This window comes from Brevibacterium sp. CBA3109, from assembly GCF_040256645.1.
Taxonomy (GTDB): Bacteria; Actinomycetota; Actinomycetes; order Actinomycetales; family Brevibacteriaceae; genus Brevibacterium; species Brevibacterium koreense.
On the sequence record NZ_CP158281.1, the window covers coordinates 2,848,619 to 2,864,183 of the forward strand.

At 57.5% G+C, this 15,565-nt stretch carries 10 protein-coding genes; 3 read left to right on the top strand and 7 right to left on the bottom strand.

Annotation, left to right across the window (positions count from 1 at the left end; genetic code table 11):
• The first annotated feature begins 11 nt into the window (after window positions 1–11).
• Both AAFP32_RS13025 and AAFP32_RS13030 read left to right on the top strand, forming a co-directional pair.
• Window positions 12–1,853, top strand: coding sequence for a glycosyltransferase (locus AAFP32_RS13025; RefSeq protein ID WP_350269475.1), 1,842 nt, complete (start codon window positions 12–14; stop codon window positions 1,851–1,853).
• A 334-nt stretch (window positions 1,854–2,187) separates the two neighbouring features.
• Window positions 2,188–3,468: a CDP-glycerol glycerophosphotransferase family protein gene (locus AAFP32_RS13030; RefSeq protein ID WP_350269476.1), complete on the top strand. Its 1,281-nt coding sequence runs from the start codon at window positions 2,188–2,190 to the stop codon at window positions 3,466–3,468.
• A 15-nt stretch (window positions 3,469–3,483) separates the two neighbouring features.
• Here AAFP32_RS13030 and AAFP32_RS13035 read toward each other — a convergent pair whose 3' ends face one another.
• From AAFP32_RS13035 to AAFP32_RS13065, 7 genes are all read right to left on the bottom strand, one after another.
• Window positions 3,484–5,379: a glycosyltransferase gene (locus AAFP32_RS13035; protein WP_350269477.1), complete on the bottom strand. Its 1,896-nt coding sequence runs from the start codon at window positions 5,377–5,379 to the stop codon at window positions 3,484–3,486.
• A gap of 53 nt (window positions 5,380–5,432) precedes the next feature.
• Window positions 5,433–8,093, bottom strand: coding sequence for a hypothetical protein (locus AAFP32_RS13040; RefSeq protein WP_350269478.1), 2,661 nt, complete (start codon window positions 8,091–8,093; stop codon window positions 5,433–5,435).
• A gap of 111 nt (window positions 8,094–8,204) precedes the next feature.
• Window positions 8,205–10,229 carry an acyltransferase family protein gene (locus tag AAFP32_RS13045; RefSeq protein WP_350269479.1) on the bottom strand — a complete coding sequence of 675 codons (2,025 nt, stop codon included), beginning with the start codon at window positions 10,227–10,229 and terminating at the stop codon, window positions 8,205–8,207.
• Between the two features lie 267 nt (window positions 10,230–10,496).
• Window positions 10,497–11,420, bottom strand: a complete 924-nt coding sequence (locus tag AAFP32_RS13050; protein WP_350269480.1) for a glycosyltransferase family 2 protein — start codon at window positions 11,418–11,420, stop codon at window positions 10,497–10,499.
• Complete coding sequence (locus AAFP32_RS13055; RefSeq protein WP_350269481.1) at window positions 11,417–12,247, bottom strand: CDP-alcohol phosphatidyltransferase family protein; 831 nt, start codon at window positions 12,245–12,247, stop codon at window positions 11,417–11,419. The genes AAFP32_RS13050 and AAFP32_RS13055 overlap by 4 nt, the downstream gene beginning before the upstream one ends.
• Window positions 12,248–12,365: 118 nt before the next feature.
• A complete protein-coding gene (tagD, locus tag AAFP32_RS13060; RefSeq protein ID WP_125240745.1) occupies window positions 12,366–12,755 on the bottom strand; it encodes a glycerol-3-phosphate cytidylyltransferase in 390 nt (129 codons plus the stop codon).
• A 120-nt stretch (window positions 12,756–12,875) separates the two neighbouring features.
• A complete protein-coding gene (locus AAFP32_RS13065) occupies window positions 12,876–14,144 on the bottom strand; it encodes a CDP-glycerol glycerophosphotransferase family protein (protein WP_350269482.1) in 1,269 nt (422 codons plus the stop codon).
• 157 nt (window positions 14,145–14,301) lie between these two features.
• Between AAFP32_RS13065 and AAFP32_RS13070 the strand changes: the two genes are divergently transcribed.
• Window positions 14,302–15,420, top strand: a complete 1,119-nt coding sequence (locus AAFP32_RS13070; protein WP_350269483.1) for a magnesium and cobalt transport protein CorA — start codon at window positions 14,302–14,304, stop codon at window positions 15,418–15,420.
• Window positions 15,421–15,565 lie beyond the last annotated feature (145 nt).

The following is a 15,565-nucleotide window of genomic DNA, read 5'->3' on the forward strand; positions in this document are numbered from 1 at the left end:
TGGTTTCCGCATTGGAGGAACGCGTGTTCAAACGAGACCAACACTTCCCCGAAGCTTCTATCTACGGACTCATCGGAGGAATCCCGGAGGCTTTCGGAGGCAGAACGAGTGTGTGCCTGCAACGAGCAAATGCGATTGCCGAACTCGACGACAGGCACATCGAAATCCTCACGCTCTCTCCGAACAACGGTGTGGACACCGAAGGGCTGACGGAACGGCTGCGCGAGGAAGGCCGTATCGGAAATCGAGTAACGATCAGAAATGTGTGGTCAGATCTCCGTCGTGCTGACTCACACGACTTGGCTCAGATCGCCGGACACAGCTCCCAGTCGATCACCATCGATCCAACACAGCCACCTGAATATGACGGATCGATGGAGGCCAAAGAGGTCGGTTCTGCAGGAAAGACGCTCAAAGCAGACCGTTTCAGGGAGGACGGCTCACGATACAACAGCTATCGACGCGGCGGCAGGGGTATCGAGAAGAGTTCCGTGCTCTTTGACTTGCGAGGCCGCCCTATTGCGCAATGGACCGAACAATACGAGCTCTATTTCGCCTGGATGGACTGGGTGATCGGCACCGATCCCGCTATCATCATCAACGACGGTCCCCCGCTGGCACGCTATCTCCACAAATACCAGCGCAAAAACGTCGCTCTCGTCCAAACCATCCACAGCAAGCACTCGGCAGATCCCACCAAGCGCTCACAGCGATTGGGGTGGACCTATACCCCTGCACTGCAGCATGTCGATCGATTCGACCATCTGGCAGTACTCACCGAGTCACAACGATCCGACCTCACCGCTCTCAATTACGTGATGGACAACGTGTCGGTCCTGCCCAACATGACCACCGCTGAGCCGACCCGAAAGATCAAACCGCGCCGCACAGGTGCCGGAGTCATGCTCGCACGCACAACATTCCTCAAACGCATCGATCACGCCATCACCGCTGTCCACCGGGCACAACAGGCCGGTATCGAAACCACATTCGACATCTATGGTGTAGCTGACGAAGCGCAGGAATCCCTGGAATCTCTCATCGGCGAGATCGGTGCGGACGACACCATCCGACTTCGCGGGTTTGATCCGAGAGCGAAGAGGAAATTCGAAGAATCATCATTCACCCTGCTCACCAGCGAATATGAAGGACAGCCGCTTGTCCTCTTGGAAAGCATGGCGGTTGGCTGCATTCCGATCGCTTACAACATCAAATACGGGCCAGCAGACATCATCACCCACGGTGTCAACGGATTCCTCGTGCCACCCAGCGATATCGACGCTATGGCCAAGTGCATCGCGGACCTTCATTCCATGGGCGAGCGAGAACTCCTTCAAATCCGCAAAGCGGCCATCAAGCGAGCTCAAGACTTCTCGCCGGGGAAGATCACCAGCATGTGGGGCAAAACGCTGACACAGGTAATGGCCAACAAACTCCCACCAAGGGACATCGAAGGCAAAGCGAATCTTGTCGAACATTTCGTTGATGGAAATGAAATGCGTCTAAGAGTGAAAATCACTGGAGAAGCCGCGACGAATCCAACGTGGGCATTGCTGAGATGGACCGAAAGGAATGGCAAACGATTCGGTCGTCTGCCCGCGCACGGCGAGCAGACGGCAGGACAGTTTCTGGTGACTGCCTCAGCCCACACAGACGATTTCGCCTCTATAGACCGCGGCTTCATCGACTTCTGGATCGATCTGCGCGTAGATGGGCAACCGTGCCGTTTGCGAATCAAAGGAGCTCAAGAACTCGAGCCCACCGCGTTTGCACAGGCGGAACTTTATTCGACAAAATTTGGCAGCCTGAGCATTCGATACGAATCGTCAAATCCTGAATCCGCCACCGTTTGAGCACAGACCAATTTGGTGCTGGTTATTCGCGACGCTCGTGAAAACAGAATGAGTTCGATCGAGAACACTCATTCGCGTAAATGGCGTCGCTGCCTCGAGCTAGTGACGGCAAGCCTGACAGCCAGAACTGGATATAGCGAGCGATGCAAGTACGATCAACGGTATCGATGTCGATTCGTAATTGATAAACCGAATTTGGCTCTAGTGGTCGAGCAGTCCTCCGCACGTAGTCTATTGAGTTTTGCCCGATCCGTGTTCGGTGACACCGTTGGCACCGTTGGCACCGGCGCACGGTCAGCCAAACTAGCAGGCTCTGAATTTAGGAAGGTCCACTGTGAAAAATCTGGTTCGTAAGGCAGCGTTGGCGGCGATCCGGTCGACTGCATGGAAGCAGACCAGCAGATGGATCAGGGGAACCGAGCGCTGGAATCAGCTAGAAGATGATTACGACGGCAGCTACGTCAAAGCCGAGGTCGTTGTCTACTTCGGTGATCGTGTGCCCAAGTTCTATCAGCTCAGTCAGTGGATCCCGGTTCTTGAAGAGCTCCATCGAACTCACCGAGTTGTCCTCGTGCTCCGCAAGCCATCCGCACTGCTACAGGCGCGTGAGATCACACGCCTGCCCATGGTTCTCAAACGCAGATTCGACCCGCTCCACACCTTTTACCATGCCAACGATTTCAAGCTTGCACTCTATGTGAACAACGGAATGTCGAACTTCCAGTCGCTCGGGTTTGCGCCCATGGTCCACGTTCACGTCAACCATGGCGAATCCGACAAGCTCAGCATGGTCTCCAACCAAGCGAAGTCGTATGACAAGGTTTTTGTGGCCGGTGATGCCGCAATCAACCGGTACCGCAAATCACTCGTCGATTTCGATGAGTCTGCCCTCGTCAAGATCGGAAGGCCCCAGCTGGACATCGACAGGGCTCCAGAGTTGGGAGCCTCAACGGTGAGGACGATCATGTACGCACCGACGTGGGAGGGGGAGAACGATGCGAACAACTACACATCGGTCGATCTGTTCGGTCCCCAGATCGTCGAGGCCGCGCTGGGCCTCGACGATACTCGTGTCATCTACAAGCCGCACCCCCGAGTAGCAGCCTCCAATGAGACTGCCATGGCGGAGGCCAATGCGCGCATCATCGAACTCATTGAACGCGCTAACGAATCCATCACCGATGAGTCCCTGCAGCATCAGATTCTGATGGAGGGTGACATCCTTGCGATGTTCGACGCCGTGGACCTGCTCGTCACCGACATCTCCAGTGTCGGTCTCGACTACCTCTATATGCGGCCGGAGAAGCCCCTGGTGCTGACAGATCGCCGCGACGATACGGCGAAGCTCAACGATGAGGCACCAGTAAGTCGAGCGACGCCCATTATCGACGGCTCGACAGTAGGGCGAACAGATGCGCTGCTACGCGATCTGCTGACGAACGATAAGTCGGCCGAGGCTCGACAGGAACTGCGCCGGCACTATTTCGGCGAAGGAAAGAAGGGCACGTCGACCAAACTCTTCGCCGAGGCCATCAGTACGCTGATCGCCAACAGAACGTCTGATATGTCGAAATATCACTTCGAAAGCACCAACGCCGAAGCTAGCGACGAGTAACAGTGGCCACTGGTCTCAGCCCATTGGCCGGGGACGTACGGAGAAGTTGCCGCGATTCGTCGAGTACCACTCTCGGGCGCCAACGGTCTCCGGCTTATAGTTCTTCGGGGGGCGGATTCTTCGCTGAGCATTCCACGGGTCGTATGGGCGCCGCAGGCTCACATCAAAGGTCTCGTCCTTCGATTCGGAGAATTTGTCAGCGTCGATGTCGAAAGTGATTTTCGTTCCACGCCCAAACGCCCGACGTTCGACAATCGGATCGGCACAGAGGAAGTAGATGTTCCGTCTCCGCCCTGTCAGAACGAGCTGCAGGGGACCCGCCGCCGAATCCTGAATTTGGCTGAACTCGAGTTCGATCCGCGACCCGTGAGCATGAGAGATGACTTTCAGCGATTTCGCACTGATCGCTTGACCGGGTTCTCGAGGGTCGACGTTCGGAAGTGGCACCGGTTTCAGCTCTTCAAGAACTGTTTTCCAACGCTGGTAGCCGGCCTCTGGAAGATACGCTTCGACCGTCGTCATGGCGGCCGTCCGCATCGAGGCGATGCGGTCTGGACCGAGTCCCAGAAACACCTCAATCTGATCTGCCAATGCCCCGATGTCACCCATCGGAGTGATGAAGCCGTTCTGTCCCTGCTCCACCAGATTTCTGGGGCCGTAGGTGATGTCGTAGACGATGGGCACACATCCAGCGCCCATTGATTCCATCATCGCCAGCGGCAGGCCTTCGCTGGTGCTTGTCAGCGTGGAGAAGGATGCGGACTGCAGCCGTGCCGGAACGTCGTTGACGTATCCCGGCAGTTCGACTCGGTCGCTGACGTTGAGGTCCACGATAAGCTGCTCGAGCTTCTGACGTTCGGCGCCCTCTCCAAGAACGGTAAGTGTGATGTCCACCCCCCTGTCCTTCAGCAGCGCCACGGCTCTGATCGCATGATCCACCCGTTTGAGCGGAATGAGGTTGGCGATCATCACAGCACTGTTCGCCAGACGGTTCGTCGGTGCTTCGGACAGAACCGCCCCGGACGGCAACTCGCCTGTCAGGAATTTGACGTTCGTGCCCGAGATTCCCGTGGCCGTGATCGCCTCCGCCTGCTGCTGCGTCTGAACCCCTACAGCGTCAAAGCGATCAAAGTTGCGCATGGTCTCCACCCGACGGGGAAGTATCTCCCCATGCGGCCCGTTCCAGGGATAACGAAGATGAGTGCCGTGCATGAACAGGATGAGCGCGAACGCCCGTTCTGAGATCTCATGGACGAATTCACTGATCTTCTTGTCATCGACGATGAGGACAGCAGGTTCCTCAGCGATAACGGCTGTGATCCAGGCGTTGTAAAAATCTCGTGGCCGATTCCATTCCGCGACCGGGTCTCCCGCTGTGGAGTGGAGAATGAAGCGGCGACCGATCTTCGGATCCTGCACATCGGTGAGCAACAAGCTGTTATCGGCCCGCAGATAGTCTCGACGGACGATTCCACTGGTGCTCGATGTACGGAAGACATCGTAGAACTCGGTGATGCTCTCAACTTCGCCGTCTGCCTGGGGCACGGGGCCTGTTGGCGTCTTCCCCCTCAACGAGGCAAGCTCAGAGTCGGATCTGCTGCGCAAGTCTTGCCAGATGTTGACCAGTTCGACGTCGTTGTTCAGACGTCCTTCGAAGAGGAGCCGGGCTCGCGTCGCATCTACATCCATTCGCGGACTGAAGGTCAGCAACGTCTGCGACAGAGGATGACCAAACTTCTGAAAACTGCGGATCCGACGCAGCGCCGCCGTCGTCATCCCTCCGATGGATTCTGGGATGCCCCAAATGGCATTGTAGACATGCACTGCGTCGGTCCCAACGGGAACCTCGCGGTCGACCGTCTCCCGAGTGACTTCAGGAGCTCCATGAAACAGCCGAGTAATCAAGCTCACTGTTTGCTTCCTTCCTCAGTTCCCACGTGCGTCTTACCTCACCGCAGCTAGTATCAAGCCGGCAGGGCCATATGACCGTGATGACGAATCTGTCGTCGCCAGTTCACGATCTTAGGGCTGTCTGAAGTCTCCCAGTGAGCGCGAACATTCCAGTCGGTGTCGAGCTCGGTATAGCGCCCGCCGACGGCAATCTGAAGCGAGTCAACGTAGCTGGTACCGACAGTCTTGAGAAGTCCGATGACTCGTTCCACTACGCCCTCGCTGCGGAGTCGGGCAAGATTGAGCACGGCGACCTGCGGATCGAATAGTACGAAATCTTCACTCAGTGTCCTGTGGCTGGCGAAGACGAAGTCCAGTGCCCCTTCGTAGTCATCTTTGAACGAGCTGGCTACCCGTCGCATGAGGGTGAGGCCGCTGGTCCGAGTCTTCCTCACGTCTCTCTTCGCGGTGAGGAGAGACGAACCCAGGTCCATGTTCGAGAGTTCTGTGATGTCTGCGGTCACCTCAGCCGCGGCTGGAATGACGACAAGCTCCTCATGGTCGGCAAACAGTGCAGGAAGAAGTGCCTGGATCAATTCTTCTGAATCGCTGATACCAGGAATGGACACAGAGTCGAGCACTTTGATCGTTCCTTTGGCCAGCCTGGACCGGATATCCTCGATCCGATCCGCAGCCAGAGCACCCCATGCCAACCACAGCCGGTAGGGACCGGAGGCATGATCGTCTACAGACTGTGCAGCAGCACCGACCAGGTGCTCTTCGCCCTTGTTCACCGACAGATAGACGTCAGTCGTCCCGGCTTCGGGCTGAGGACCTTCGGCTCCGCCCACCGCCGTGGCGATTTCTGCGTTCGTAACGTCGGGCAGATGTGCCGTGGCGAGGTATTCGTCTGCAATGGCCATATCGGCTTCGGTGATTTCAGACCACTTGGCATAGACCTCGCTCTCCGAGGCGCCGGAAGCGATGAGTGGGATGATCACGGACAGTTTGTCCAGGATTCCGGTACGGATCGCATCGAACTCGGCGTCATTGATTCCGTAGAGTCCGCCGAACCGGGAGTCCGACTTATTCTTGGGTTCGAATTCGACCTCGGCGCCCACCGATCGTGCGGGAAGATTGGCGTGCAGACGCGAGGTCAGCACACGTTTGTACTTGTAGGCGTAATCGCCAACCCAGCTCCGTGCCAGTTCGAGGTTCTCCGGGAATGTCTTGTCACGGATTGCCGTCACAGTCTGCTTCTTCTTCGGCCCCTTGCCACCCTTCATCCAGTCGATCTGCAGTGTGCCGGAACGACGGTCGGGTTCGGGAGCCGGAAACACCGTATCGATGGTGGTGGTCAGACAACCTGAGAAGAAGGCAGGGACGCCGACGGCCCGCAGCACAGCCACCGACTGCCAATCTCGGCAACCGACTGGCCCATATTTCTTCAGGTAGGCGATGGCATCAGGGGTGAGCATCTCGGGATACCGGATGAACACCGACAGCAGAATCGGGCGGAGATTGGGATGGAATGGAATATTGAACGATTTACCGAAGATGTCATGCATATACCACCCGAAGGCGATGTACCACGTGTCCTCTGGGATGTCTTGATAGATATTGCCGTCACGGTAGACCTCGACCAGGTTGAGCTCAGCCTCGGGCCCCGAGTATTTCCTCTCCGCTTTGACTGATTCCCGTAGCTTCGAAAAGAGCTCCGTCAGACCGCTGTCTCCTGTGAAGCTCAGATTCTCATATCTCAGCAGGTGCCCAAGTGATGCCACTGTCTGAATATAGTCGCCGATGTTGCGCGAGCGAATACCGGGCTGGTCGTAGCTGAGCACACCGAAGTTGCGCTTGCCGGGCGTCGTCGGAAGAGGCTGCAGGTGCACTCCTCCGGGGAGCCAGTCTCGCATCCTCATGAGTTCGTAATGGATGGAGGGCTCAAGGTTGTCAGCTCCCCATGCAAGGCGATTCTCGATCAGGGTGCGGACATGCTCGAAGGCATCGATGCAGAAAGCGGATTCAGCCGTGCGCAGCACAGCCTTGGAGCTCCATCGCTGCGTGTCTCCCGTCTGATTTGAGCGTTCGATGAGCGGAAGTGCTTGTGTGCCAAGTGTGTCAATGGCGGTTGGATAGTACTCTGTGGCCGCGGAGGTGATGAGTTCCCGATCATCAACGCGTTCGAATTCGGCCCAAGCAACATCCGCGTCAGATGAGCGGTGGTAGGCCATGCCCAAGAGGACGCGGCCGATCTGATCGTGTTCGGGACGGCGACGCAGGTTCAAGCCGATGGACACAACCTCTCCGTGGTGACCGGCGTCGATGAGCGCTCTGCCCTCCTCGACCATCGATCCACCCAGTGATGACCCACCGATCAAAGCTTCAGTCAGAACTGAGTCCGCCTGCAGTCGCGCGAGCTCACGGAGTTTGGCGTCGACTTCCTTCTTCGTCGGTGCGACAGTCCAACCGTCGATGTCAGGGGAGGTGCGCCCCTTGAGACCGGTTGCCAGATTCCGATAGGAACGAGCCGTGTCGGCCGCGATCTTCTTCGAGCCGCCAACTGATTTCGAGGTTCCTTTTTCGCCTGCTTGGCCGCGTTCTCGAACGTACTTGGTTCCGGAGGCGCGTTCCACAACGGGAAGAGCACGGCGAGCGATGCCGTGGACCACGGGTTTGACCAGCTCTCTTCCTTTGCTGATGAAACGGTTGGTCGCTTTTCGTTGATTGCTCACTCGCCTAGTCCTTTGCAGAGATTTCGGTGATCCGTCCGGTTGTCACGATCAATCGGTTGCTACAGTATCCAACTTGCCTGATGAATCAGCGAGACGTTCTTTGCTGATGACTCAGTCGAAGGTATCCAAGCCAGTCTGGCCCAGCCTGTCATTAAGCTGTGGCGCAAGGGTCTTCGCATAAGTGGCCGTGATGTGCGCCGTGTCGAAATAGGTGATGACTCCCCCGATGACCGGTTCACATCGTCCGTCGGGACAGAACCAATCTTCGGGATAGATGATTGACAGATGCTTCGAATCAATCGTCCTGGCTGACGCGGCAAGAGGATCCATCCAGTGCCATGATTTCGGGGTACCCGAGCATTCTTCGAGCTCGTCTTCGTGTTTGGCAACGCAGTCGGGCACCTGGATATCGTCCCCTCCTGGATAGGGAGTGTCTCTGATGACAACAACGTCCAACTTCGCCTCGACCCAGCTGGTGAGTATGTCCTGGTGTCCCTCTGGGGCCTTCTTCTCAGTCTCCTCCCACGACATTCCATCCAGCGGCGTCGACTGACGTTCTGAGGTGATCACTGCGTCGAATCCGCCCGATGTTGTGCGATCGACGACCCAGTCAGAATAGTCTTGGCAGCCTTTGACTCCCTCTGGGGTGCTCAGGTCCTGCGGAAGAGTGGAGATGCTGCAGTTCGAGGCCAGGAAGGTGGTGATCGTCCAGTCATTTTTTTCAGCCAGTCGTTCAAGGGCTGGCAGCCAGTGGCCTGCATGGGAATTGCCGACTAACGCGACTTGTTTCTCCCCATCGCCATACGTGCATTCGGGTCGATCCGTGTAGGGTTCGCTCGACCAGCATCCATCTGCGTACGCCTTTGATTTGTCGTTCTTAGCCGCAGCCGGCTCCATCAGCAGAGAATCCGGACTAGCGCATTTCGGGTTGTTCTTCGCGCTGGGCAGCAATGCTGCTGCCCCCAGGCAGGAGTTGGGGTCAGACAGTGCGATTTCGAGATTGTCCCTATTCTGCTCGACGATCCGGTCCGAGACCCACATCTGGCTCAGACCAAGCGCGCTGACAAGAGCCATGGCCACGATCGCGAACCCGAAGGTCCTTTTCGGGCTGCGCAGGAGCGAGGTTTTTCGGAAACGGTTCTCAACCCAGATCGTGGATGCCCATGCTGCGACGAGCGAAACCACAATGATCGCGACCTTGTCCAGTTCTCCCAGACTCTCCCCCGCCCCCATCTTCTCCGAGAGATAAGGGACGAGGACGATGAGCGGCCAATGCCAAAGGTAAACGGAATACGAGATATCGCCCAGGAACCGCGCTGGGCGCAATGACAACAGAAGGAGAACGGAGAAACGTCCGCGTGAGTCTGCCAGGATGACGAGCGCTGTTGAGAGTACTGGAACGAGGGCGATGTAGCCAGGGAACGGCATGTCTGCACGGATGAGGAATGTGCCTGCGACGATCCCTGCCAGTCCGACCCACCCGATCAGCGAGCTGAACGGTACCCGCTTCGGGCGTACGTACATGACGAAGACCGCGACAAGTCCGCCGGCTGCCAGCTCCCACATACGAGTTGGAGTGATGAAGTAGGCCATGGCCGGCTGCACGATCGTGTACCAGACCGAGAAGGTGAGCGAAGCGACGAAGATGCCGACGATGGTGTAGCCCACGACCTGTTTGAGGCGTTTCACCTTCGTGCCGATCAGGAACGCAAGGCCGATGATCACGGGCCAGAGGAAGTAGAACTGTTCTTCGACCGACAGCGACCAGAAGTGCTGCACCGGAGATGGAGCATTGTCCGCAGCGAGATAGTCAATGCTTGAACTCGCGAAGTCCCAGTTGACCACGTACAGCGCGGCAGCGAGGATCTGTCGTCCGGTATCGACCCAGATCGACTGTGGAGCCACTAAGAAGGTAGAGACTCCAACAACGAAGAGCACGAGCAGAGAAGCCGGGAGCAGCCGCCGGATCCGTCGGGCCCAGAAGTCTGTGACATCTCGCCAGTTCTTCGGCGGAGATTTGATCAGGTGGCTGGTGATGAGGAAACCGGAGATGACGAAGAAGACGTCGACGCCGATGAATCCGCCGACGAAGCGATTCGGCCACAGATGGTAAAGCAGGACGACGCCGACGGCCAAAGCCCGCAGCCCTTGAATATCGGCGCGAAATCCTGACCTGCTCGGCTCAGTGTGCGAGCTCGGCGGTCTTGCCGCGTCTGTGGATGTCAACTGCATATATCGCTTCCAAAACAATTCTCAGTCGGTTGGATCGGACCCGGCTGCGCTCGCTGTCGGTCCTCGTGCCCGCAGAGCGTTATAAGGGGCTGCGTACCGATTCTGATCGAGCGAGATGAAAATTTCTGCAGAACCCCGTGCGGGGTAACTCAATGCGCGTGCTTGTTCGGCTCAGATGATGGGAGGGCGCCCGTGTCGAGACATTCTCAACACGCCCCGTTTCGAGAGTTTCCGGCGGTCCTCGTCGTCTGCCCACGGGTCGAGCTTCCAACCCGCACGCCACCCTTCCATCCAGGCCCGGAGCTGGTGGGGCTTGTTCGCCCATTTCAGACACTGCATCAGCGTCCACGAACCGACATAGGCCCAGCTAAAGGGCCATGGCAGGTTACGGCGAGCCAGCCAGACGCGGTTCCTGGCATTCATGTAGAAGTACTCATCATGGCGTCTGGGATCGATCACAGGGTGAGCGACGGCCAGGTCGCCCATGTACCAGACCGTGTACCCCGCGTCCCACACTCTCCAGGCGAGTTCGATGCCCTCGTGTGCGTACCAGAATGGTCCGGGCCACCCGCCGCATTCGTCGAATGCCTTCCGCTGCATGCAGACGGCACCTTCCCACACTGAGAAGACGTTGGAGGAGTGCTCGGCTTCGCCCTTCTTCAAACGCGGGATCCATCGTTTCGGAGAATCCGGCCCGCCGGGCTCTTCGACACGGGGTTGAATCAGGCCAATTTTCGGCTTCGTGCGCATCAGTTGAGCCATGCGCATCAGTGTGGTGTCGTCCGGCAACCATGCATCGTCGTCGAGGAAGAACAGGAATTCGCCTTTGACGTGTGGAACTCCAGCGTTTCGCCCGGCGGGGATCCCCAGATTCTCCGGTAGTCCCAAGGCTTTGACCTCAGCCGGAATCCCCTCGGGGTCCCAGCCATTGCCCACGCAGACAACGTCAAGCTCAACGCCCTTCTGCGCCAGCAGGGATTCAAACCCGCGGTTGAGGTCGTCCAGTCGCTTCCCTTGAGAGAGGACGACAACACCGAACGAGTATTTGCGACTCTCTTCGAAACGCTGGGACAGAATGCGGGAAGTATCGGTCATGACAATCGCCTCGAGGCCATGATCGACATGAAGTGTCCGATGACCGACAGGAGGCACAAAGGCGCCAGAATCACGACAAGCCAACGTTCACCGAAAAGAGGAGCTGCATCAGCCGAGTTTGCAATAACGGTGACGATGCTCGCGGCCAAGGCGAGGAGCGACATCTCCACGGAATGGTAGATGCGATGGAACGGTACGAAACGAGCTGCTCTTTTGAGCTTCGCAACAAACCCTGGATTCAGAGCGGTCGCCGCTTGTGAGTCCGCGAGTTTGTCCAGACCGTTGAACGCCCTCGAGACATGCACCATGTCATTGAGCGCCTTGTTCAGCAGAACGAACCCAGCCAGAACCGTTCCGGCCAGCAGATAAGGGTAGGTTCCGGCGGGGTCGTCACTGAGGTTCTTCCACTCCCCCACAGCCCGCACACCAAGAGCCACAGCGACCAAGCCTTCCGTGGTGTAATGCCCGACCTTGTCGAGGAAGACGCCCTTGGCTCCACTGGTCCCACGCCACCTGGCCACTTCGCCGTCGCAGCAGTCGATGTACATCTGGACCTGGGAGAAGATTACTGCCAGGATTGCTCCCCAGATTCCGGGGATCAGCAGGCTGCCGGCGATGCACCAGCCGGCCAGGATCATCAGACCGGTGACCCCGTTTGCGCTGATCCTCGTTCGCACAAGGAGCATGGTGAAGTAGATCGACAAGTGTCTGAGATAGAGCTGTGCGCTCCAGTGCTCGGCGTTTTTCCGACTGCGGACCTCGATTGGCTGAGCCTTAGCTCGAAGCTCAGACAAGGTCGGGTGGCTCTGCGGTTCCCGTGTAGACACACCCGCTCCTCTCTGCTTCAAGGCAAGTGTTTGGTGTTATGGGGCATTCTACTTTCACCACATCGGGTGCCCCTGAGAACGCGCAGGGATCAAACGAGGATCGATGGCAATCGGGTGGTCAGGGCTTGCCGAGTTCCGTTTTGATCCGCGTCGTCGAGATCTCGGGAGTACGAGGCAGATACACGACCTCGCATTTGTCTTTGAGGAAGTCGAACTCGCCTTCCCAGTCATCGCCCATCACGAAGGTGTCGATATGGTATTTCTCCACATCGGTGACCTTCTGTTCCCAGTTATCTTCGGGGATGACGAGATCAACGTAGCGGATCGCCTCGAGCATGTGCTTGCGCTCCGCGTAGGAGAAGTAAGACTTCTTGTCCTTACCCGCGTTGAACTCGTCGCTGGAAAGCGCCACGACCAAGTAATCACCTTGTTCCTTGCACCGTTGCAGCAAACGGATGTGACCGTAGTGGAGCAAGTCGAAGGTGCCGTAGGTAATGACTCGGCGCATCAGTCCTCATTTCACATGTTCAGGGGAGCTTGGTCCAAGCGTGTCTGGACACAGGCGTCCGTAGAATTTCATCGTCATTTTACCATTTTGTTACTTTGGAACACACAAGCGTTGCTCGGCTCACACGTCAGTTTTCTGCTGACGTTCCTCATTGCGTCGCTCAATGACGAACTTGCCAGCGTCGATGAACCGCTCGATCTGGGCGCCCGGCGAAGTATCGCCCAGATAATGCTGACTCAATCCCGTGTAGGCGACTTCATCCGACTCCGCCTGCGCAACCAGTTCATCGATATTCAAGTTGTCATCTGCGCGAAGGACCGGGCAGCGGTCGAATAGTCCTCCAGGGAGCACCTCGGCGCCAGAGCTAGGTGGTTCGATCATGACGAGAGGCTTCTTTGACGAGAGCCAGTCGTATGCCACCGATGACATCTCTGCTACCGCAACGTCAGCAACGTCGAACTGCCACGAAACGTCGGCAGTCTCATCCATGAAGGCGCGTGGATCAGAATCGATGATGTCCTTGACGTCTTCCACCGCCTTGGCGAAATCGCTTCTCATCACCCCAATACGGGGGTGAGGTCGAAAGATCACTCGATATCCTGCATCGAGCAGGCCAGTGACAATGGACTCACCGTTGTCTGCAATCGCACCATAAGCCATCGAGTGCGAGTCGCCTTCCCACGTAGGCGCATAGAACACCACTGCCCCATTCGACTCGGCTGACACGAAGTCACCCCAGACGTCTGGAATCGAGCGTGGCCGGTCCAACTGCGGCCGACCGACATCAAGCATGTGCTCGTCGCTCATCCCATAGAGCGTCCGAGCGATGCGGTCCCGCGCCGCTTCACCCGCGGTGAAAACATAATCGTAGGCTTTGAGCTGGTTGGAGATCATCGAGATTTTTTCACTCTCCCCATGGCTGAGATGCACATGAGCAGGATCCGGATATCGCAACGCTTGAAAATTCGGGGTCGCCTGATTGACATAGAAGACGGCCCTCATATGCGTCGAGGTCATGAACGCATCCAGACCCAGTGTCAGACGAGAGAACCTCACCGGGAGATTGGTGACCGTCCTCATGTGTTCCGCAACTATCGGACTGCGAACAATGATCCCAAATGGGTGCTCACCATAGCCCTGCCTTTTCAGCTCTGCGTCCAGCTGCTCGAACGGCCAGACCCACTGCTCAAGCTGATAGACCGAGTCCATTCCAACACCGAAGTACGCAGCGGCCACGAACGCGTCGGTGGCTTGGGGATAGTAGTCAGCCGAGAGCCTCGACTCGTGAATGCGGTCGCGGAACTTTTGTGCTCCAAGCTTGGCAGCCGACTGGACGAATTGGGCGCCCTTGACCGCTTGCTGCGACAGGTCTCCCGGAAGATTGCTCATAGGACTATTGTGCATGTGCAGATTCGAGGACCCTGAATACACTTTCCTCTTATGAGCAACATGACCTGGCATGATAATCCACCGAAGCGAGAGTTGAGCTGTGCTCATGGCCTCTTCCTCGGCTACGTTTGAGTCTTAGTCGAACGAAAGAATCACGATGGCACGAGCACGCAGGCACAAATCCGAGCCGATCCCCAAACGCAAGCGCAGCACCGGGGCCCTGCCAGAACCCGCGCAGCCGATTCTGCTCAGTCGCCAGATCGTCGGCAGTGAGCCTCTTGACCTCTCTGTCTCATCAACATTCGCCGAGGCTCTGGCTCGCCAACCGATGAATGATGCCCCCAGCTCGGGATCGTTCACCCAGGTCGTCATCCCACAGTCCACGCCCGAGCTTCTGGCTGAGATCGCCTCGGCGTGGGAGCTCCACCCTGTTCTCGTCGAGGATCTGTTCCACGCGCAGCAACGCCCCAAGATCGACCGCTACGACGATGTGCTGTTCGTCGTTTTGAAATCGGCGGTCTACATCGACTCTGCTGAAGAGGTCGAATTCAAGGAATTCCATCTTCTGATGAAGAACGACGTTCTCGTCATCATCTGCCAGGACGATCGGTTCATCGACGGGACCCCTATTCCCCAACGCGCTGAGGACATGGACGCCTACTTCAGCGATGAGGAGCGACTCGGGACCTCTGACCGGGAATTGCTCTCTTTGGGCCCCGAGGCGCTCATCTACCGGCTCCTCGACACTGCGGTCGATACGTATTTCCCTGTTCTGGACGGTCTGCAAGATGACAAGGACGGCATCGAACGACAGGTCTTCAGCGGAGATACTGCGGCCGCAGAGCGGATCTACCTGCTCAGTCAGGAGGTCATCGATGTTCTCCACACCACCACCCATCTCAACCGACTCACCCAGAGACTGGGCAATGGCGCCGCGAAGTATTCTATTCCGACCGAGCTGCAGGCCTATCTCGACGACGTCACCGACCACCTGACCCGAGTTCTCGCCGAGGCCGCCGAGCTGCGCGAAGCCCTATCACAGATCCTCAACGTCAACTCCACTTTGGTCGCCCAACGCCAGAACGAGGACATGAAGAAGATCTCCGGCTGGGCCGCAATCCTCTTCGCACCCACCCTCATCGGAGCGATCTACGGAATGAACTTCGATGACATGCCCGAACTGCACTGGGCCCTTGGCTACCCGATGGCCCTCGGGCTGATGGCGGGGCTCGGCGTGGTCCTCTACACCGTGTTCAAGGCAAAGAAGTGGATGTGAGCAGCTGATCACGAGGTTTACGATGCTCGACTTCGCGCAGTTGATTCGAGAACTCTTGAACCGCTCTCCGGCCGGAGACCAGGCCGAGGTGGCCGGAGACTTCCTGCTCAGGTTAGCCACCTGGCCGTCAGAGTGTGACTGAGAT

Coding starts and splice junctions, on each gene's coding strand:
- AAFP32_RS13065 (WP_350269482.1), bottom strand. CDS start 14,144: ATGAGCAATCTTCCGGGAGACCTGTCGCAGCAAGCGGTCAAGGGCGCC.
- tagD (WP_125240745.1), bottom strand. CDS start 12,755: ATGCGCCGAGTCATTACCTACGGCACCTTCGACTTGCTCCACTACGGT.
- AAFP32_RS13070 (WP_350269483.1), top strand. CDS start 14,302: ATGGCACGAGCACGCAGGCACAAATCCGAGCCGATCCCCAAACGCAAG.
- AAFP32_RS13050 (WP_350269480.1), bottom strand. CDS start 11,420: ATGACCGATACTTCCCGCATTCTGTCCCAGCGTTTCGAAGAGAGTCGC.